The following is an 18,063-nucleotide window of genomic DNA, read 5'->3' as shown; positions in this document are numbered from 1 at the left end:
GATCAACCTTCCGCGGAGCGGAAGCCGCCCCGGGCAGAAAGCGTGTCCACCAAGCGATTGGCGAACTCGCGTATCTCCTGCGGGGGCGGGACTTGGATGTCGACAGCTGCGTCGAGAACACCCACCGGCATCGCAGGCCGCCCGGCGGGCGCACCGTTGATCCGCGACTGCCGCCTTCGGATCATTACCGCGATGAGCGCCGCACCAATAATCGCGAGCAGTACGCCTCCGAGCACCAATCCGATGAACCCCGCATGGAACGACGTGGCCGGCCCCGGGGGTGTGGGCGACGGGGGCGCCGGCGTCGGTGCAACCGAACGTTTTGAAAGGCTGGTCCCGACGGCGAAGACGCCGAGCAGGCCCACTACCACCGTCGCGACAGCGCTCAGAAGTATGGCGAGGGAGAACCGTGCGACACGCGGGGGATTGCCGCGCGAGAGCTCGGCCCGAAGCGGGGGCGCCCCACGTGGGGGCGCCGCTCTTACCGCGGACTCTCCGTCCGATCCCGCCAGATCGGCGAGGTTACTGAGCGCTTCCGTCAGTGCGGCGGTGTCGTCATGTTTGGTCGCCCAGTCGATCTCGTGGAAGCGAGCGTCAACGACCGACCATTGAGAGGGGGACAACTGAAGCCCGACGACATGGTTGATTGCGCTCTGGGTCTCTTCGAGCAGCTCCTTCGGCAACTCACTCGCCACAAAGGCAAATCGTACGGCTCTTGCTGGTGAGTTGCGGCGCGAACAATTGGCGAAAACGGCGGGTTCGAACCGGCGCCCTCGTGCAAGTATGGGTCCAATGATCCTCGCCATCGACCTCGGCAAGACGTCGTGTCGAGCGTCCGGGGGCGGCCGGCGGGCCGAGGGGGCGGGCGCGCCCGGACTCGCCACGCCGGGCGGCGTCCGGGCCGCGGAGGCAGCGATCCTCGCCGTCGCGCGAGATTTCCGCCCGGTCGACGAGGTGATCGTGGGGGCCGCCGGGGCGCTGAATGCGCCGGCCGCGGCGCACGCGTTGGCCGAGTCGCTGCTGAGGTCGCTGCGGGCCGAGCGGGTCGCCGTGACGGGTGACAGCGTGATCGCGCACGCGGGCGCGCTGGACGGGAAGCCAGGCGTCGTGCTGATCGCGGGCACCGGGGTCGTGGCGCTCGCGATCGGCGCGGACGGCGCGCTGCGAACCGCCGACGGGTGGGGCACGTGGCTGGGCGACGAGGGTGGCGGCGCGTGGATCGGCGCCGCGGGCCTGCGCGCTGCGCTGCGCGCCCACGACGGCCGGGGCCCGTCCACCACGCTGCTGGACGCCGCCCGCGCCCGGTTCGGGGCGCCGGAATCCTGGCCGGCGCAGCTCACCGACGCGGCGGCGGTCGCGTCTTTCGCGCCCGCCGTCCTCGCTACGGACGACGACCCGGTGGCGTCGACGATCGTCGGCGCCGCCGCCGAGTCGCTCGCCGCGGCCGCCCGCGCGGCCGGGGATGGGCCGGTCGCGATGGTCGGCGGCCTGGCGGGGATGGAGGCGCTGCGCAAACAACTCGACTTGATCCCGGCCGCCGGCGACGCGCTCGACGGCGCGCTGCGGCTCGGCGCGATTCACGAGCCGCACGTGACCCGGGTGCAGGCGGCCGTCCGGCAGGGCCTCGACGCCCTCGCCACCGAGGCCGTCCGACCCGGCCTCGACGACCTCGACCTGCGGCCGGTCGGCGAGGTCGTGGCGCTGCTTGTTGCCGCCGAGGGCGAGGCGCACGTAGCGGTTGCGGCGGCGGTCCCGCGGATCACGGCGGCGGCCGAGGCCATCGTCGCGCGGCTCGAGCGGGGAGGCCGCCTGATCTATGTCGGGGCCGGGACACCCGGACGGCTGGGAGTGCTCGACGCGGCCGAGTGCAAGCCGACGTTCGGCACGGACCTGGTGCGCGGCGTAATCGCCGGCGGGAGCGCGGCGTTGACCGAGGCGATCGAGGGCGCGGAGGACGCGTTCGACCCCGCCGATCTCGCCGATCTCGCCGCCGCCGACGCGCTGGTCGGGATCACGGCGTCGGGCCGGACGCCCTACGTGCTGGGGGCGCTCGAGCATGCCCGCGCGGCGGGGGCGCTGACGGTCGCGATCGTCAACAACCCGGGCAGCGAGGCGTCTGCCGACATAATGATCGAGCTGTTGACCGGACCGGAGGTGCTCGCCGGCTCGACCCGGCTGACCGCGGGGACGGCCCAGAAGGTGGTGCTCAACGCGCTTTCGACCAGCGTCATGATCGCGCTCGGCAAAGCCTACGGGCCGCGGATGGTCGATGTCCGCACCACCAGCGCCAAGTTGCGCCGCCGCGCCGTGCGCATCGTCCGCGACGCGGCCGGGGTCGACGAAGAGGCCGCGGTCGCCGCGCTCGCCGCCGCGGGCGGCCACGCCAAGACCGCGATCGTCACGCTGCTCGCCGGCGTCGACGCGGCCGAGGCCGCCCGTCGGCTCGACCGGGCCCGCGGACGTGTGCGGGACGCGCTCATTATGGGTGCGCCGCAATGAAATCCGCTTCCTTGACAAGCCTTGCCGTCGGACCCAACATCATGGCGGGATCAACATGAAGCGCATGCGAAGGGCCATCGCCGTCGCAGCCGTCGTACTCGTGGCGGGTTGCTCGCATGCCCATGTCTCGCAGACGGCGGTAATCGACAGTTCGCAGCCAACGCCAAGGCCAGCGCCCGCTCCCGCCGCGGCTCCCGCGCCCAGCTTCCCAACCCTCTCCAAACCGCCCGACGCGGCCCCGGCACCTGATTTCGCAACGGTTTCCAAGCTGATCAACGACGCGATTGCCGCGAACAGGCTGCCCGGTGCCGTGGTCGTGATCGGGCACGCCGGACAGGTCGTGTTCCACCAGGCGTACGGCTCGCGCAAACTCGCCGGTGAACCCGGGCTGGACGGATCGCCCGCACCGGCCGAGCCGATGACCGAGGACACGATCTTCGACATGGCGTCCCTGACGAAGATCCTGGCCACCGCGCCTGCCGTCATGCAGCTCTATGAACAAGGCAAGGTTCAGTTCGACGACCCGGTGCAGCAGTACCTGCCTGACTTCAACACGACGGACGACCCACGGCGCGCAAAGGTGACCGTTCGCATGTTGCTGACGCACACCTCGGGCGAAACGGGCGACGTCGAACTCAAAGATCCATGGGGACTGGACGAAGCGAACAAAGCGGAAGGCATCCATCGCGCGCTCACGACGCCGCTGGAGTCGGAACCCGGCGGGGTCTTCCGCTACTCCGACATCAACTTCATCCTGCTCGGTGCGCTGATCGAGAAAATCACCGGCGAGGCGGAAGACGATTACGTTGCCGAACACGTGCTCGCACCTCTTGGCATGCAAGACACCCGCTACCTCCCCGCGGACAAAGCCTGTGGCCCGCACACGGTCCGGGGAGCCGCGATTGGATGGGCCGGCCCGTCAACCGGGAACGGATGTCCCGCGGGCGCGTGGAGCATGGACCTTTTGCCGCGCATCGCGCCGACGGCGCGCGACGAAGATGGCCGGGCCGATCCGGGCAAGAATCCCGATCTCGATTACCTGATTCGGGGCACCGTGCAGGACACCACGGCGCGGCGCATGGGCGGAGTGGCCGGGCATGCCGGCGTTTTTTCGACGGCGCACGATGTGGGCATATACGCGCAGGCGCTGCTCGATCGGCTTGCTGGCCGTCCAAGCGAATTTCCCCTGGCGCAAACGACTTTGGAGTTGATGACCACTCCGCAGCAGCCGGGCCATACGCCCCAGCAGCTCCAGGCGGCCAACGACGCCGCCCGCCAAGCCCTCGCAATGCGGCGAAGCCCCGCATATCCGCTGCTCGCCGCGCGCTATCCGGCGATCGCGGGCCAAAACCTGCGCGGCTTTGGCTGGGATATCGATACGCCCCTTTCGATGGCGCGGGGCATGATCTTTCCGATCGGCAGCTTCGGTCACACCGGGTTCACCGGAACCTCACTCTGGCTCGACCCGCGCTCCGATACCTACGTGGTTCTGCTCGCCAACTCGATCCACACGCGGGGCAGTGAACCGATCTCGGATTTGCGCGGCGAAGTGGCGACTGTGGCGGCGCGGGCGTTGGGCCTCTAATGGGGCCTCTAGGTCCGCTCGAAATGTTGATAGTCGAGGGGAGCCGTCCACTCGCCACCCCACCGCCAACCACGGTCGGTGAAGGCACGCACCGCCGGGTCGCCGACGTGTAGGACTCCGGGGTCGGTGCGGGTGCGGTCCAGGTAGGCCGCGGCGTTCCGCGGTTCGAAATAACCGCTGGCGTAGAGGCACGGGTTGAGAAGCGTGTTGATATCGATAGCCCGCCCGTAAGCGTGCGGTGACCATTCATCGGTTCCGGGGATGAGTCGGCAATTGAACGCCGACGTGTTGTTGTCCTCCATCGACAGCTCGTCGTCGGCGTCCGAATAGTGGTCGACCGTCTGCATTTTCTCGATCGGATAGCCCAGCCGGTAAAGCTGCTCGAAGATCGCGATGACCTCCGGCGCCAGCTCCTGATGCACGACGAGCTGGCCGCGGTGGGTCTGGCCGTCGAAACCGAGGTAGTCGAGGTCAAGCCGTCGCAGCTGCTCGGGTTCGACGGGACAACCGGGCCGCCAGGTCGCACCGAGTTCTGCGGTGGTGACCGGCTCTACCGTCGCACCCGCGGGTGCTGGCGGCGCGCTCACCGGCGACGGCGCGGTGGGTGACGACGACACGGCCGCTGACCACGACGGAGACGAGGTGGCCGCATGCGGTGGCGGCGCGGCGGTGCATTGTACTAGCACGACGCCGGCCGCGAGCACTTCCGCCAATACGGCACACGGCCGCTGGAAGGGCGTCAATGGAGATGAATCCTCACCGTTTTCCCGGACAGGTCCGATGCCAACGCTACCGCGGACGGAAATCGCGGCCTGTGCTGCAGCAGAAGTGGGTAAACAAACGGCATCAGATTGGCCAATCACGTCAGTAATCGGAAGGTGGCATCGGATGCCTGGTCACGAAGGGGGCCGATGGGACGTCGGCACCAAGGACGACGCGGTCTACCTCGAGCGCGTCTCTGAGAGCGACGAGCGGTTATTCGACGACTTGTTAGCGGCCGACGAGGCCCGCGAATTGAGTGGGCTATTGACGAAATACGCAGACAAGCTCGACAAGTCCAAGGACGCCGGCAAATCCAAGGACTCTGATAAGTCGGAGGACTCGGGCAAATCCGACGACTCGGACAAATCCGAGGATTCCGATGAGTCCGACAAGTCCGACGACTCCGACAAGTCCGAGGACTCCGACAAGGCCGACGATTCCGACGAGTCGGACGAGTCCGAGGACGGCGACGAGCAAGAAAAGTCCAGCTGAGCGGGCCCTATTGACGGTGCGGGCCGTTAAACCTCTGTCTCCTGCGCCCATCTCGGCCGGCGCGTTTCCCGGCTGTGCGGCGAGCGCGCCGCGGCGAGTGTCGCCGCAGTCCCGCCGTTGATCGCGGTGAGCGGCGGCGGCTGGCCCTTGCGCAGCGTCGCGATCAGCTCGCGGTACGGGCCGATGAGGTAGACGGTGTCGCCCGCTTGCAGTCGAGCGTCGCGGCGAGGGCGCAGCCTGATCGGCCCTTCCGGCCGGATGATCGCGATCACGCGGGTTTGCGTGGACATGTGCACCATCGTCAGCCCGTCCAGCTCGCTGCCCTCCGCCACAAGCATCCCGCCCACCATGAACGAGCGCTGGCCTACCCAGAACGTCCCCAGCACCTGCAGGCCCATCGCGGCGCCGATGAACCAGGGCGCCGCCAGGTCGACGATCGACCGCACGTTTTCGAAGCCGAACCGCCGATTCACCGCGGTGCCCAGCGCCCGGCCCTGAACGCGCATGACGATCGGCGTCTTGGTATCGGATCCGAGGATCTCGAGCAGCACGATCCCGGTCTCGATGTTCTCCATGTCGTCGCTCGTCACCACCGCCACTCCTCGGGCGCGATCGACGCGCGCCGACTCCAGCGTCTGGCGCATCGCCGGATCTCCGAAGATCACCGGGACGTCGAGTTCCGCAGCGGTCGACAGGAAGCGGTTGTTCTCGTCGCTCTCGATGACCAGGACGTCGTATCCGGCCGCGGCCAGGTCGCTCACGACGCGGATGCCGACGGAACCCAGCCCGATGACGACGACGTGGTCGCGCATTTGGCGGGCCCGCCGAAGTCCGGCCAACTGGACGAAGCGGCGCGAGAGCAGCAGGTCCGCTAGGAACGCGACGAGAATGGCCGTGACGATCGCGCCGCTGAACATCAACCCGACAGCGAACAGCCGCAGCCAAACGGGTTGTTGGGTGAAGTTGAATTCGCCGTAGCCCACGGTGGTAATCGTCTCGGAGGTGAAGTACAGGGCGTCGATCCACGACATCCGCGGGTTCCGGTAGGCGAAGTGCACCACGGCTGTCGAACCGAGCGTGAGGAATAGCGCGAATCCCAACGAGGGATAAAGCATTGGGTTGATGTCGTCGCGCATGGCGCGCGTGGCATCGATGATGCGCCGCACCCGGGAGTGGCGAGAGCGCGTCGCGGTCGCGGGGGGCACCTTGATCCCCCGGGCTTCCAACTCGTCTTTGACGCCGATCATCGACGTCCAGTCGCCGGCATAAACCCGCTGATCTCGCCCGGGGCATGGCACCACCTCGCCGGGGGCGGGTGACTTCTTGCCGTGGACCACCGCCACCGGTGCCAGGTCGCCGTATATTTCGCGCAGTGTCCCGTCGTGCGGTGCCTCGGCTCCCCAGACGACGAATTCGATACCGGCCGTTTCGAACTGGTGCGCGTTGCGCGAAAGGACCGCCTCGACGAGCGATGGCGTCGCCAGCTCGGCGACGTCCAGGATCGCGCCGGGTCCGTTGACGGTCGACACCGCTTCGCGCAGCACGTCATTGGCCAGCCGGGCCACCACACGGACGTCGGGGCTGTATTGCCTTGCCAGCAACGCGATTTCGAGATTGATCGCGTCGTTTGGCCCGGCGCAGACGACTGCCCGGGCGCGATGTACTCCGGCGCCGAGCAGATCGGCGGCGGTATTGATCTTGATGATCCGCGCGCCGGCGCCTCGCAACTCCTCGGCGATGGTTCTCGACAGAGCGTCGTCACCGGCGACGATGATTTCGCGATGCATGATCTCGCGCGCCGGTTGGGAAACGGGTTGCTCCATGCGAGCGTCGAGATGGTCGATCTGTGGCCTAAGCCGGGGAACCGATGACATCGTCTTCATGGTTCGGCCTTTCGCTTTTCGTCCCTATGACTATCGGCCACCGTGCCGGCTCATGCCACCTGAGGAGTACGGATGCAGAAAGTCGTGCGGTGCAACAGGTTCGACTCGGGCGCGTCACGCTGACGAAATAGTTGAGGTGTAAAAAACCCTGGCGCCACTGCTACTCGCGTCAACAGTCTGATAGTGGCGAGCGAAGGAGCATTCCGTGTCCGAACACACGCCCGACGACATCTTCAAACTCGTCAAGGACGAGAACATCGAGTACGTCGACGTCCGCTTCTGTGACCTGCCGGGCACCATGCAGCACTTCACGATTCCGATCTACGTGTTCGACGAGAACGTGTTCGAGGAAGGCCTGGCCTTCGACGGCTCCTCGATTCGCGGCTTCCAATCGATCCACGAGTCCGACATGTTGCTGCTTCCCGACCCGGAGACCGCGACGATCGATCCGTTCCGCGAGGCCAAGACGCTGAACGTGAACTTCTTCGTGCACGACCCCTTCACCCTCGAGCTGTATTCACGCGACCCGCGCAACGTCGCCCGCAAGGCGGAGAACTACCTGATCAGCTCCGGCATCGCGGACACCGCCTACTTCGGCCCGGAGGCGGAGTTCTACATCTTCGACTCGGTCAAGTTCGACTCCAACATCAACAGCTCCTTCTACAAGGTGGACGCGACGTCAGGGTGGTGGAACACCGGCGAGGAGACCGAGTCCGACGGCAGCCCCAACCGCGGCTACAAGGTCCGCCCCAAAGGGGGATACTTCCCGGTCGCCCCCACCGACCACTACGTTGACCTCCGCGACAGGATCCTGACGAACCTGACCAACGCCGGCTTCTCCCTCGAAAAGGGCCACCACGAGGTGGGGGGTGGCGGCCAGGCCGAGATCAATTACAAGTTCAACACGCTGCTGCACGCGGCCGACGACCATCAGATGTACAAGTACATCGTCAAGCAGACCGCGTGGCAGGCGGGCAAGACCGTGACGTTCATGCCCAAGCCCCTGTTCGGCGACAACGGCTCCGGTATGCACTGCCACCAGTCGCTGTGGAAGGACGGCGTCCCCCTGATGTACGACGAGGAGGGCTATGCCGGCCTGTCGGACACCGCGCGGCACTACATCGGAGGGTTGCTCTATCACGCCCCGTCGTTGCTCGCCTTCACCAACCCCACGGTCAACTCCTACAAGCGGCTCGTTCCCGGCTATGAGGCCCCCATCAACCTGGTGTACAGCCAGCGCAACCGCTCGGCGTGCGTACGCATCCCCATCACCGGCAACAATCCGAAGGCCAAGCGACTGGAGTTCCGTTGCCCCGACTCGTCGGGCAACCCCTACCTGGCGTTCTCGGCCATGCTGATGGCCGGCCTGGACGGCATCAAAAACAAGATCGAGCCGCCACCACCGGTCGACAAGGACCTCTACGAGCTGCCGCCCGAGGAGGCCGCGGAAATCGTTCAGGCTCCCACCCAGCTGTCCGCGGTGATCGACCGTCTAGAGGAGGACAGCGAATACCTCACGGAGGGAGGCGTTTTCACGCCCGACCTGATCGAGACGTGGATCAACTACAAGCGCGACTACGAGATCGCGCCGTTCAACCTCCGGGTGACCCCGTACGAATTTGCGCTGTATTACGACGTGTGAGCCGGATCAGCTGCCCGCCTCGATGGCCGCGACTTTTGCCGCCGCGTCGGGCCCGCAAAACCGCTGGAGGCCCACCGGGCCGGCGGCCAGCAGATCGTCAATGCGGCGCTTGAGGTCACCCGACGAGAGATGCGCATAGAGGTTCGCGCCCGGGCAGGACGTCGAGGCGAGATCGCGATGGCCCGCCAATGTGTTGCTCGCGACCCGAAAGTTCTGCGCGGCCCAGGCGAACGCGAGCGCGGCTCCCTGCAGCTGCGCCTCGGACACCGCTTCCTGGTCGAAGTCGCCTTCGCAGAGCACCAGGAAATGGCCGGTCGTGTTGTAGTCCGTCGCTGTGTCGCCCGCGAATTCGGTGCTTCGCAGTTCGTAGATGTTGCCGTCACGGTCGACGCCGACGTGATACGCGATGTCGATCCAGCCCTTCTCGTCTTGGTGGTACCGCTGGTCTTGGCGCAAATGGCTTGGGGCGTTGCGGTTTTCGCCGAGGACCACCGCCTCGTGGTGCAGCGTCATGCGGGTGATGGTGTGCGGCTTCCCGCCGGCGCGGGCAGGTCGCGCCCCCCAGGCGTCTCGACAGAGCAATTGCGCCGACATAGCGGCCGAGGCGACGTCCGTCCGTCCCGCACCCGCGCCGATCACCGACAAGCCGATGCCGCCCGCCAGCCGCAGCAGCTGACGGCGGTCGACCATGGGCCAGCGCTCCTACTTCGCCGCACTCGGGCAGTACGCAAAGACGGCGGCCTGCGCCAAATGCAAGGCGTCGTCATGGCCGAAGCGTTTCGGCCACGGATTACCCGCGGCTTTGTCCTGGTTCTGTGCCTCCAGGATGTTGTTGACCGTGGACTCGATAGGCTCCGGTCGCGGCGGCAACATCAGGAAGCAGGTGTGGTGGCCGAGCTCCATGAACCGCTGACGCATGGCCGCCTTGCCGCTGTCCGTGATGCCGTAGCTGTCCAGCGTGGACAGGAATTGACCGTCCGCGCCGTCGGCTGGCGAGTTGGCGGCGCTCGAGGCGCTGACCGTGACGGTTTGCGGGCCCGGCGACATCGCCGTTTTGTCCCGTGACAGGTACACCCCCACCGAAATGAGGCCCGCCAGGGCGGCTACCGCGAGAGCCGCCCCGCCGATGAGCACCCCAACCGGCGTCTGCCTGGTTTGGCTGCCCGTCATGCGCGGCCTCCTCTGACTCCCGGATGGTCGCCAAGGGCGCTCGCGCTTCGTGGATCACGCCGACCCCTCGCCCGGACTCTCCAGGCAACCCCAAGTCCAATCAATATCGCACCGTTTACGCTCCGGAGTTCAACGACACGTCAATGGCCGATGTCGAAGTCTGTCATGGCGGCGGCGGTCCGTACAGACCGCGCTAGGACACCGGGCCGACCAGGTTCGCGTTCTGCGGGCAGTACGCGTGGACGGAGATCGTCACGTAGGTATCGGCGTCGAGCCCCGGATTGCTCGTCCGGAACGCCCCGACTATCTGTGGCACCGTCATCCCCTGACGGATGTCGTCGCACACCACCTTCCCGTTGTGAATGGCGGCCTCGGGATTGGCGAACGAGATGCCGTGATCGTTCAGGTCCTGCACGTACTTGTTGTCCTGATCCGGCGTGGACACGATGGACGACGGCCCGGCCGCTGAAGGCGGCGCCGTGGATGCGGTCGGTGCAGGCGTTGGCGCGGCCGGTTGCGGACCCTTGGGGGACGGGCTGAAGAGCCAGAAGACCAGGACGATCGCGCCCGCCAACCCCAGACCGCCCATCAGCAGCGCCGCGGCCTTTCGCCAAGTGGCGCTCCATGATTGGCGGTCTTCCGGTGGTTCATCCCGGACATCGTCGTAGTCGCGCGCCGACGTGCGGTCGGCTTCGTCCGAAGCCGCGTGATTGGGTACGGCAACCGTCTCGGCGCGGTTGAGCCCGAACGTTTCGTCGGCAGCCGGAGACGGCTCGGCCATGACGGCCATCGTAGCCATCGCCGAGCGATTGTGAGAACCTCGCGCTATGTCAGCCTCGCCTGACCATCACGCCGACCCGGACGACCGGGGCGTTTCCGGAGGCCGCGTCGAGCGCGCGATGGATTTGCTTCGGCGCGTGCTGCAATACGAGGTCAGCGTCGGGGCGCTGATCGAACTGGCGCTGTGGCTCGCGATCCCGTACCTGTCCATCGGCTTCGTGTGGGCGGTCCTGCACACCGACGAGACCCAGCGAATCCAGGCGCGACTCGAACCCGTGTTCCCGGCGGCCCCCGACGTCGCGGCATTTGGCCTGACGGCGGTGCTGTGGCCGGCTTCGATTCAAATCGCCGATGCGTGCCCGGCCAGGTAACGGCTAACCCGCCGCGGCGTCGTCCCCGGTTACCCGTTCGATCGTGTGGGGCGCAACGCCGAGTCCGCGCAGGCAGAACCGCAGCGCGCGTTCGCGGACGACGGCTCGGTCCCAACGATGGGTGGCCCACTGCCGCTGGGTGCCTGCCCAAACGACGCCGTGGATCGATTTCGCCGCGGTCGACGGGACGATGTCCTCGAACACGCCGAGTTCGAGCCCGCGCTCGAGCTGCTCGATGAGCGGCTCGAGTATCGCACCGTAGGCGGGGGCCACCATCTCCGGCGAGGAGAGCGCTTTCGAGTGAGCCTCCAACGACAGGCGGCGCGAACCCGATTCGCCGTTATCTTCAAAGGCGAGTTCGAGTCGCCCGTCGACCCACGCAACGACGGCTTCGACCGGGTTGGTGGTGTTCGCCATCCGGCCCCTCAACCGTTGCGTCTCCATGCGGGCCAGCTCCAGAAAGACCTCCGCAACCAATTGATCCTTCGAGTCGAAATGCCGGTAGAAGGCGCGGGTACTGAGCTGCGCGCGTTCCAGCACGGCGGCGACGCTAAGCCCTCGGACGCCGTGGTCGTGCATTGACTGAGAGGCGGCGTCCAGGATGGCGCACCGCACGTCCGGGTCGGGGGCGAGCTTGTTCCGTCGTTGCGTCAACGAGGTAGTCATGGGTCAGAAGAGGGTGGTCCGGTTATACAGACGTTTCATAGGTGCGTAGGTACCCCGCGCCATTGCCAGTGAAAACCTCCAAACATCGCCCGATCGAAAATTAACGTTTTCGAAATCTCTGGCTAGCCCAAGGCGGTGACTTGCTCGATGGTGTTCGGCGCCACGCCCAACCCGCGCAGGCAGAACCGCACCGCTCGGTCGCGGACCTCGTCTCGGTCCCAATGGTTCGTCGCCCACTGCCGCTGCGTGCCGGCCCACACGACGCCGTGTATCGACTTGGCCGCGACCGCCGGGACGATGTCCTTGAACACGCCCAGTTCCAGGCCCCGCTGGAGCTGCTCGATGAGCGGCTCGAGGATTGCACCGTAGGCGGGTGTCACCGCCTCGGGAGTCGAGACCATTTTCGATTGGGCTTCCAGCGACACCTGCCGCAGCTCCGCCCTGACGTCCTCGTCGAATGCGAGGTCGAGCCGCCCGTCGATCCAGGCGGCCACCGCCTCGATCGGGTCGGTGGCTTGCGACATCTTGTCGCGCAGCCGCGTCACTTCGCTGCGCGTCATCTCCAGAAAGACCGCCGCCACCAGTTGGTCCTTCGACTCGAAATGGCGGTAGAACGCTCGGGTGCTCAGCTGCGCGCGTTCGAGCACCGTGGCGACGCTGAGTCCCCGAACACCCTGCTCGCGAACCGATTTCGCCGCGGCATCGACGATCGCGCGGCGCACGTCGGGGTCGGGCGCAAGCTTCTTGCGGCGTGGCGTGACCGTGTGGCTGGCATATTGCTGCGGACGCGCTCGCGGCTCCCCCTGTCCCGTCATAGTTTGTAAAAATAATCCGCTGATCGGTCATACACACCCGCTTTCGAAAACACCGTGTCGGGCGAGTTGACGTCGCGCAGCAGCGAGAGCGAAGGAAATGTTGGCCGGGTCTTCTATTAGACAAATGCACAATTGTTCGCGCGCGAATTGTTCTCGCCGACTTGTGGCTGGTCTCGGCCCTTTCGATGGCGTGGCTTGCGGGTCGCAAACGGCGACGCGGCAATTGCGTTTCACCCGAACGGGTTTGCTGAAGTCGAGCAACGTACCGCAACTTCCTTAAACGTCTTACTGGTCAAAATTCATAACTGAAAACGACCATTTCGGTGAACCCTAGTTCACTGGCGAGCGAAACATCGTGCTCGTGCACCGGAGCGATTCGCTCTAGGCTGCGGCCATGGCAATCGACCGGGCCGCGCTTGTCGCCGGCAGCATCCGACTCGCGTCGGGCATCTCCTTCCTCGCCGACCCGCTCCGGGCGAACCGGCTGTGGGGCGACCCGGAGGAACCGACGCCGACGGCGCGACTGTTGCTGCGTTCCATGGGCTATCGCGATGCGTTGATCGGCGGGCTGCTCGCCGCCGCGGCGCTGCGCGGCAAGGACACCCGCGGCTGGTTCCTGGCCTCGGGCGGTGCCGACGCGGCCGACCTGCTCGGCGGGATGAGCGTGCACGACGAGTTGAAGCCGTCGCAGCGGCTGATCGGCCTCGGCGGTGCCGTCGTCGGTATCGGTGTGGGGCTTTGGGGCGCGACGCGGCGTAACGTCGTCGGGCGACGAGGGGAGCAACCATGAGAATCGGCGTCCTGACGTTCATCACCGACGAAGGAATCGGCCCGGTCGAGTTGGGCCGGGCACTCGAGGAGCGCGGGTTTGCCTCCCTGTTCCTGGCGGAGCACTCGCACATCCCCGTCGACGCCGAGACGCCGTATCCGATGGGCGGGCCGATTCCGCGGAAGTACTACCGGACGTTCGATCCGTTCGTGGCGTTGACCGCGGCGGCCGTCGCGACCGAGCAACTCGTCCTGGGCACCGGGATCGCTTTGGTCCCGCAGCGAGACCCCATCCTGACGGCCAAGGAGGTGGTCTCGCTCGATCTGGTATCGCAGGGGCGATTCCGCTTTGGTGTGGGCGTGGGCTGGCTGCGCGAGGAGATCGCCAACCATGGCGTCGATCCCGGTGTGCGCGGCCGCACGGCGGACGAGCGGCTGGACGCGATGATCGAGATCTGGACGCGGGAAAAGGCCGAGTTCCACGGCGAATTCGTGAACTTCGATGCGATCTACAGCTGGCCCAAGCCGCTGACGAAGCCGTATCCGCCGCTGTATGTGGGCGGCGGGCCGGGGGCTTTCAAGCGCATCGCCCGGCTCAACGCCGGCTGGCTGGCCATGAGCGGGTCGGCGGGCGCCCTGTCGGGTCAGCTGGAGGAGCTGCGCGCCGTTGCCGGGCACGACGTCCCGGTGATCAACATGCACATGGGGAAGCACACGGCGCAAGCACTCGAGGGTTACCCGCCGCTGGGGGTGGAGCAGGTTTTGGTGGAGCTGCCCACCGAGCCGCGTGACGAGACGCTGCGGCGTTTGGATGAGCTGCAGGCCGAGTTCGCGCAATTGGCGTAAACCATTGCCGGGCAGGGGATCTAACGGACCAGGGCCGCTTCCAGGAGCGACCAATAGCTGCGTTCCCGCTCGGTCAGCTCGTTGGATGTGATCGCACCGAAGGTGGCGGCGTCGCGCGCGAACCGGGTCGGCGCGTCGGGCAACGCGTCCGGGCCTTGGAGCCGGAAACAACTCGGCGCCAGGGGACCGAACAGCAGGGCGCGCCGCAGCTCCGGCCAGTCATCCGGCTTCGGCTCGACACCAGCGGCCCGGGCGAAGGTCATGGCGACCAGGTTCATCCGCGTCTTCTGCGACGTCCCTCGCCGGGAGCGGTAGGCCGTGATCGCCGTCCGCTGGTCGGTCTCGGTGGGCGACGGGATGGTGCCGCCCCATGTATAGGCGATCCACCTAGCTTGAAGTTCAAGCGGCACAAAGTATCCGCCCGACTGATCCCACATGCCCACGAAGGCCAGACCCGGAAGGTCGGGATGGAAGGTGTAGCGGTCGGCGTCCAGGTGCACCGAGTCCAGGTCGAGGACGCGCCGGATGTCTTCCCCGAGGAATGGCATCGAAAGATTGAACCCGGTGCCGAACACGATCCCGTCGAATTCCTCGGTGCGGCCGTCGGCGAACGCCACCGTCGTGCCCGCGACCGACGCCATCCACGGACGCACCGAGATCCGGCCCTCGGCCACCAGCGGCAGGTAGTGCTGGTTGAGGGTGAGGCCGGCCACCGAGACGGAAGGGTCCGGCGCCGGCGCGCCGTACTGCTCGGGGCTCCCTCCGGCCGCGATCACCATCTCCTTGAGTTGCCGGTCGATCTCGGCCGGCTGAAGCGTCTCGTCGGCCAGCGTTCCGTAGCGCGTATAGACCCGGTGATCCGACGGGACGCCGGCGGCGAACTTGGGCAGCACGTACCGCTGGCGTCGCTGGGTCACCACGACGCGCGCCGCGCCGAGTTGCGCGAGCTCCGTCGCGATCTCGAGTGCGCTGATCGCGCAGCCCGCCACCAGAACGCGCTTACCCTGATACGGGGCGGGCCCGCGGTAGTGGTACGTCGGGGTCGCTCCGGCCGGGCCGGCGAAGGTCTCGAGCCCAGGCACCGGGGGAATGGCCGCAGCGTGGAACCTTCCGGTGGCCACCACGACCCGCTCGAAACTTTCCTCCCCGCCGGCATGACGAACGAGCCAGCGGGCGCCGTCCCGCGCGACGAGTTCGACCGGAGTTCCGAACAGGATGCGTTCGACGAGCCGGAACCTTTCGGCGAAGCGGCGCAAATAGTCGAGAATGGCGCGGTTGGACGGATAGACCAGGCCGGTCTCGTGCTCGAGGTCGCTGAAGGCCGTCAGGACGCGGCTGCTGTTCGTGTGCATGCTGGGCCAGACGCCGCTGCGGCCGTCGAGGCCCGCCCATTGCCCGCCGACCACGGGTGAGCGCTCGAAGATCGTCGGCTCGAACCCCTGCGACAGCAGCCAACGCGCCGCGATGAGACCACCCGGTCCCGCCCCGATCACCGCGACGTTTCCAGCCATCCTGGAACTCTAAACGCTTCAGCCCATGCCGATTCGAATGTTCTTGACTTGCAGGAATTCGTAGAGGCCGTCGAGGCCGCCGGTGCGGCCGAAGCCGCTTTGCTTGAAACCGCCGTACGGTCCCTGCGGCGAGATGTCGCTGAACGTGTTGACCCACACCGAGCCCGCCTCGAGCCGGCGCGCCATGCGGTGCGCGCGGGCGAGGTCGCGCGTCTGCACGAAGGCGTTCAAGCCGTATGGCGTGTCGTTGGCGATGCGCACCGCTTCTGCTTCGCTGCCGAACTTCATCAGGGACACCACCGGGCCGAAGGTCTCCGTTTGGGCCAGCGTGGAAGCGTTGTCCACGTCGCCGAACACGGTCGGCTCGATGTAGTATCCCGCCGACAGCTCGCCGCCCAATCTGGTTCCGCCGGTGAGCATTTCACCCGCTTTGTTGCGGACGGCGCCATCGATCTCGGCGATGATGCGATCGGCGGCGGGCTGGTTGATGACAGGCCCGAACACCACGCCCGGGTCGAACGGGTCACCCGCCTTGGCGCTCGTGACGGCACCCACGAAGCGTTCGGTGAACGCGTCGTAGACCGATTCGTGCACCAGGATCCGGCTGGCGCAGGCGCAGCTCTGTCCCGACTGGATCAGCGGGCCCTGGTGCGCCGACAGCATGGCGGCCGCGTCGAGGTCGGCGTCGTCGAAGACGATCATCGCCGACTTGCCGCCGAGCTCGGCGACCACCGGTGTCAGGTTCGTCGCGGCCGCCTCGAGGACCTTGCGGGCGGTTGCCGCGCCGCCGGTGAAGTGCACCTTGCGGATGCCCGGGTGGCGGACGAGCGCGTCACCGCCTTCGGGTCCGGCGGGCACCACGTTGACGAGCCCGGCGGGTAGGCCCGCCACTACGCACAGCTCGCCGAATCGCAAGGCGGCGAACGGCGCCACCTCCGACGGCTTGAGCACGACGGCGTTGCCCGCCGCCAGCGCCGGGGCGACGCACGACGCGATCACCACCAGCGCGCCGTTCCACGGGGTGATGACGCCGACGACGCCGTAGGGCTCACGCTCGACGAGGTTGACGTCGAACGATTCGGCCACCGGCGTGCTGAGGCCGTGCGGTTTGTCGACGTAGCCCGCGAAGTGGCGCAAAAACCGTTCGAGCAGAATTGCGTTGCCGGCGAGCGAGATTGGGACGGCGTAGTCGTGCACGTTGAGCTGGGCCAGCTCGTCCAGATCGTCGCGCACCGCGTCGGCCAGGTCGATCAACTTATCCCGCCGGCGATCGGCGGTGAGCGACATCCATTCTCGATGGGCCGCCCATGCGGAGGCGACCGCCTCGTCGATCTCGGCGGCGCCGGCCAATTGCACGCTCGCGTTGGGCCGGCCGGTGGCCGGGTAGATGTGCTGGTGGACCCCGCCGGACGACCGGGTCACGCGGTCGCCGCCGATCAGTAGTCCTCCGGACAGTGACGAGTTCACGTTGCGGTGGCTTCCGCGCGCCATTCCGCCGACACCCGCTGCTTCTGCTCGCCGATCACCTGGCTCAGGTGGGAAGCCTTCGGCCAGCCGTAGTAGGCGGCGAAATGCAGGGCCAGTTCGTCCATCTCGTCGAACGAGATGTCGCGGCTCTTGAGCGCGGCGTAGACGTGGCTGAGGATCGGGATGGGCGCGTCCTGGATGGCCACACAGGCCACCGTCACCAGCCGCCGCTCCTTGATTCCCAGGCCCGGCCGCAGCCACATCTCGCCGAACACGAAGTTCAAAATCCCCGCGCCCGAGTAGGGGTTGTCGCGGATCGGAACAAACGGAATGCAGTTGACCGCCCTGAAGCATTCCTCCCCGCCCGCCAACCGGCCCTCCGGATCGCTCGGGGTGACCAAGGGCAGCAGCGGCTCGGGTGGCGGCACGTCCTGGCCGCGCTCGCGCTGGATCCGTTCCCATTGCGCGTCGACGGCCATGTTGAATCGGGACGCCTTGGGCCAGCCGGCGTATACCGCGAAATGCAGTACGGTTTCGCGCATCTCGGTGATGGTCAGGTCGCCGCTGTTCAACGCCGCGTACACGTGATCCTGCAGGGGTTCCTCGGCGTCGGCGGCCGCGACGCAGGCCAGCGTGACGAAACGCCGGTCCCTGCGGCTCAAGATCGGCCGCGACCAGATTTCGGCGAAGACGAAATCGATCAGGCCACTGGTGGTCGTGGGGCTCGGATCGTCGGGCGGGGGCATCGTCATCACCTCGGCGAAACGGTGTCTGCCCAGTTCGGAGCGTTCTGTCATGAAACCCAC

The 18,063-nt window shown here is 67.1% G+C and carries 18 protein-coding genes; 7 read left to right on the top strand and 11 right to left on the bottom strand.

All coding sequences use genetic code 11. From position 1 onward, the window contains the following. Positions 1–2 precede the first annotated feature (2 nt). Positions 3–695, bottom strand: a complete 693-nt coding sequence (locus AWB92_RS09485; RefSeq protein WP_085185097.1) for a hypothetical protein — start codon at positions 693–695, stop codon at positions 3–5. 97 nt (positions 696–792) lie between these two features. On the opposite strand from AWB92_RS09485, the gene AWB92_RS30440 reads away from it, so the two are divergent. Both AWB92_RS30440 and AWB92_RS09475 read left to right on the top strand, forming a co-directional pair. Then, the gene (locus AWB92_RS30440; RefSeq protein ID WP_158090371.1) at positions 793–2,499 is read left to right on the top strand and encodes an N-acetylmuramic acid 6-phosphate etherase; all 1,707 of its coding nucleotides are present in this window, start codon (positions 793–795) and stop codon (positions 2,497–2,499) included. A 64-nt stretch (positions 2,500–2,563) separates the two neighbouring features. After that, a complete protein-coding gene (locus AWB92_RS09475; protein ID WP_241523408.1) occupies positions 2,564–4,084 on the top strand; it encodes a serine hydrolase domain-containing protein in 1,521 nt (506 codons plus the stop codon). Positions 4,085–4,092: 8 nt separating this feature from the next. Here AWB92_RS09475 and AWB92_RS09470 read toward each other — a convergent pair whose 3' ends face one another. Continuing rightward, the gene (locus tag AWB92_RS09470; RefSeq protein ID WP_346962947.1) at positions 4,093–4,701 is read right to left on the bottom strand and encodes a M15 family metallopeptidase; all 609 of its coding nucleotides are present in this window, start codon (positions 4,699–4,701) and stop codon (positions 4,093–4,095) included. Positions 4,702–4,972: 271 nt separating this feature from the next. On the opposite strand from AWB92_RS09470, the gene AWB92_RS09465 reads away from it, so the two are divergent. Next, positions 4,973–5,338, top strand: a complete 366-nt coding sequence (locus tag AWB92_RS09465; protein ID WP_085185094.1) for a hypothetical protein — start codon at positions 4,973–4,975, stop codon at positions 5,336–5,338. A gap of 26 nt (positions 5,339–5,364) precedes the next feature. Here AWB92_RS09465 and AWB92_RS09460 read toward each other — a convergent pair whose 3' ends face one another. Then, a complete protein-coding gene (locus tag AWB92_RS09460) occupies positions 5,365–7,125 on the bottom strand; it encodes an NAD-binding protein (RefSeq protein ID WP_085185174.1) in 1,761 nt (586 codons plus the stop codon). 301 nt (positions 7,126–7,426) lie between these two features. Here AWB92_RS09460 and glnA point away from each other — a divergent pair, with 301 nt between their 5' ends. Further along, positions 7,427–8,863 (top strand): type I glutamate--ammonia ligase, encoded by a 1,437-nt coding sequence (gene glnA / locus AWB92_RS09455; protein ID WP_068102970.1) that lies wholly within the window; start codon positions 7,427–7,429, stop codon positions 8,861–8,863. A 6-nt stretch (positions 8,864–8,869) separates the two neighbouring features. Here the strand turns inward: glnA and AWB92_RS09450 are convergent, their stop codons facing one another. The 3 genes from AWB92_RS09450 to AWB92_RS09440 form a co-directional block, all read right to left on the bottom strand. After that, positions 8,870–9,553, bottom strand: a complete 684-nt coding sequence (locus AWB92_RS09450) for an N-acetylmuramoyl-L-alanine amidase (RefSeq protein ID WP_173817387.1) — start codon at positions 9,551–9,553, stop codon at positions 8,870–8,872. A 12-nt stretch (positions 9,554–9,565) separates the two neighbouring features. Further along, positions 9,566–10,033 (bottom strand): DUF732 domain-containing protein, encoded by a 468-nt coding sequence (locus AWB92_RS09445; RefSeq protein WP_085185093.1) that lies wholly within the window; start codon positions 10,031–10,033, stop codon positions 9,566–9,568. 193 nt (positions 10,034–10,226) lie between these two features. Then, on the bottom strand, positions 10,227–10,823 hold the full coding sequence (locus AWB92_RS09440; RefSeq protein ID WP_085185092.1) for a DUF732 domain-containing protein: 597 nt from the start codon (positions 10,821–10,823) through the stop codon (positions 10,227–10,229). Positions 10,824–10,932: 109 nt separating this feature from the next. Here AWB92_RS09440 and AWB92_RS09435 point away from each other — a divergent pair, with 109 nt between their 5' ends. After that, positions 10,933–11,184: a hypothetical protein gene (locus AWB92_RS09435; protein ID WP_085185172.1), complete on the top strand. Its 252-nt coding sequence runs from the start codon at positions 10,933–10,935 to the stop codon at positions 11,182–11,184. A 3-nt stretch (positions 11,185–11,187) separates the two neighbouring features. Here AWB92_RS09435 and AWB92_RS09430 read toward each other — a convergent pair whose 3' ends face one another. Both AWB92_RS09430 and AWB92_RS09425 read right to left on the bottom strand, forming a co-directional pair. Continuing rightward, a complete protein-coding gene (locus AWB92_RS09430) occupies positions 11,188–11,850 on the bottom strand; it encodes a TetR/AcrR family transcriptional regulator (protein WP_085185091.1) in 663 nt (220 codons plus the stop codon). A 122-nt stretch (positions 11,851–11,972) separates the two neighbouring features. After that, complete coding sequence (locus tag AWB92_RS09425; protein ID WP_085185090.1) at positions 11,973–12,665, bottom strand: TetR/AcrR family transcriptional regulator; 693 nt, start codon at positions 12,663–12,665, stop codon at positions 11,973–11,975. A 394-nt stretch (positions 12,666–13,059) separates the two neighbouring features. On the opposite strand from AWB92_RS09425, the gene AWB92_RS09420 reads away from it, so the two are divergent. After that, on the top strand, positions 13,060–13,455 hold the full coding sequence (locus AWB92_RS09420; protein ID WP_085185089.1) for a DUF4267 domain-containing protein: 396 nt from the start codon (positions 13,060–13,062) through the stop codon (positions 13,453–13,455). Next, positions 13,452–14,279, top strand: coding sequence for an LLM class F420-dependent oxidoreductase (locus tag AWB92_RS09415; protein ID WP_085185088.1), 828 nt, complete (start codon positions 13,452–13,454; stop codon positions 14,277–14,279). Before AWB92_RS09420 ends, AWB92_RS09415 begins: the two co-directional genes overlap by 4 nt. A 20-nt stretch (positions 14,280–14,299) precedes the next feature. On the opposite strand, the gene AWB92_RS09410 is transcribed toward AWB92_RS09415, so the two are convergent. From AWB92_RS09410 to AWB92_RS09400, 3 genes are read right to left on the bottom strand one after another with little or no spacing between them, the layout of a single operon-like run. Further along, positions 14,300–15,790 carry an NAD(P)-binding domain-containing protein gene (locus tag AWB92_RS09410; protein WP_085185087.1) on the bottom strand — a complete coding sequence of 497 codons (1,491 nt, stop codon included), beginning with the start codon at positions 15,788–15,790 and terminating at the stop codon, positions 14,300–14,302. Positions 15,791–15,808: 18 nt separating this feature from the next. Beyond that, positions 15,809–17,281: an aldehyde dehydrogenase family protein gene (locus AWB92_RS09405; RefSeq protein ID WP_085185086.1), complete on the bottom strand. Its 1,473-nt coding sequence runs from the start codon at positions 17,279–17,281 to the stop codon at positions 15,809–15,811. Then, positions 17,254–18,054, bottom strand: a complete 801-nt coding sequence (locus tag AWB92_RS09400) for a carboxymuconolactone decarboxylase family protein (protein ID WP_085185171.1) — start codon at positions 18,052–18,054, stop codon at positions 17,254–17,256. The genes AWB92_RS09405 and AWB92_RS09400 overlap by 28 nt, the downstream gene beginning before the upstream one ends. Positions 18,055–18,063: the final 9 nt, after the last annotated feature.

Source organism: Mycobacterium sp. IEC1808 (assembly GCF_002101935.1).
In the GTDB taxonomy this organism is placed as follows: Bacteria; Actinomycetota; Actinomycetes; order Mycobacteriales; family Mycobacteriaceae; genus Mycobacterium.
Note: the sequence above shows the minus strand (reverse complement) of the source record. Positions and strands in the feature narration are given on the sequence as shown.

Excerpts from the sequence above, each read along its gene's own strand:
- AWB92_RS09420 (WP_085185089.1), top strand. The coding sequence starts at position 13,060 with ATGGCAATCGACCGGGCCGCGCTTGTCGCCGGCAGCATCCGACTCGCG.
- AWB92_RS09405 (WP_085185086.1), bottom strand. The coding sequence starts at position 17,281 with ATGGCGCGCGGAAGCCACCGCAACGTGAACTCGTCACTGTCCGGAGGA.
- AWB92_RS09460 (WP_085185174.1), bottom strand. The coding sequence starts at position 7,125 with ATGCATCGCGAAATCATCGTCGCCGGTGACGACGCTCTGTCGAGAACC.
- AWB92_RS09475 (WP_241523408.1), top strand. The coding sequence starts at position 2,564 with ATGCGAAGGGCCATCGCCGTCGCAGCCGTCGTACTCGTGGCGGGTTGC.
- AWB92_RS09440 (WP_085185092.1), bottom strand. The coding sequence starts at position 10,823 with ATGGCCGTCATGGCCGAGCCGTCTCCGGCTGCCGACGAAACGTTCGGG.
- AWB92_RS30440 (WP_158090371.1), top strand. The coding sequence starts at position 793 with ATGATCCTCGCCATCGACCTCGGCAAGACGTCGTGTCGAGCGTCCGGG.
- AWB92_RS09430 (WP_085185091.1), bottom strand. The coding sequence starts at position 11,850 with ATGACTACCTCGTTGACGCAACGACGGAACAAGCTCGCCCCCGACCCG.
- AWB92_RS09435 (WP_085185172.1), top strand. The coding sequence starts at position 10,933 with ATGGATTTGCTTCGGCGCGTGCTGCAATACGAGGTCAGCGTCGGGGCG.
- AWB92_RS09450 (WP_173817387.1), bottom strand. The coding sequence starts at position 9,553 with ATGGTCGACCGCCGTCAGCTGCTGCGGCTGGCGGGCGGCATCGGCTTG.
- AWB92_RS09400 (WP_085185171.1), bottom strand. The coding sequence starts at position 18,054 with ATGACAGAACGCTCCGAACTGGGCAGACACCGTTTCGCCGAGGTGATG.
- AWB92_RS09415 (WP_085185088.1), top strand. The coding sequence starts at position 13,452 with ATGAGAATCGGCGTCCTGACGTTCATCACCGACGAAGGAATCGGCCCG.
- AWB92_RS09445 (WP_085185093.1), bottom strand. The coding sequence starts at position 10,033 with ATGACGGGCAGCCAAACCAGGCAGACGCCGGTTGGGGTGCTCATCGGC.
- AWB92_RS09425 (WP_085185090.1), bottom strand. The coding sequence starts at position 12,665 with ATGACGGGACAGGGGGAGCCGCGAGCGCGTCCGCAGCAATATGCCAGC.
- AWB92_RS09410 (WP_085185087.1), bottom strand. The coding sequence starts at position 15,790 with ATGGCTGGAAACGTCGCGGTGATCGGGGCGGGACCGGGTGGTCTCATC.
- AWB92_RS09465 (WP_085185094.1), top strand. The coding sequence starts at position 4,973 with ATGCCTGGTCACGAAGGGGGCCGATGGGACGTCGGCACCAAGGACGAC.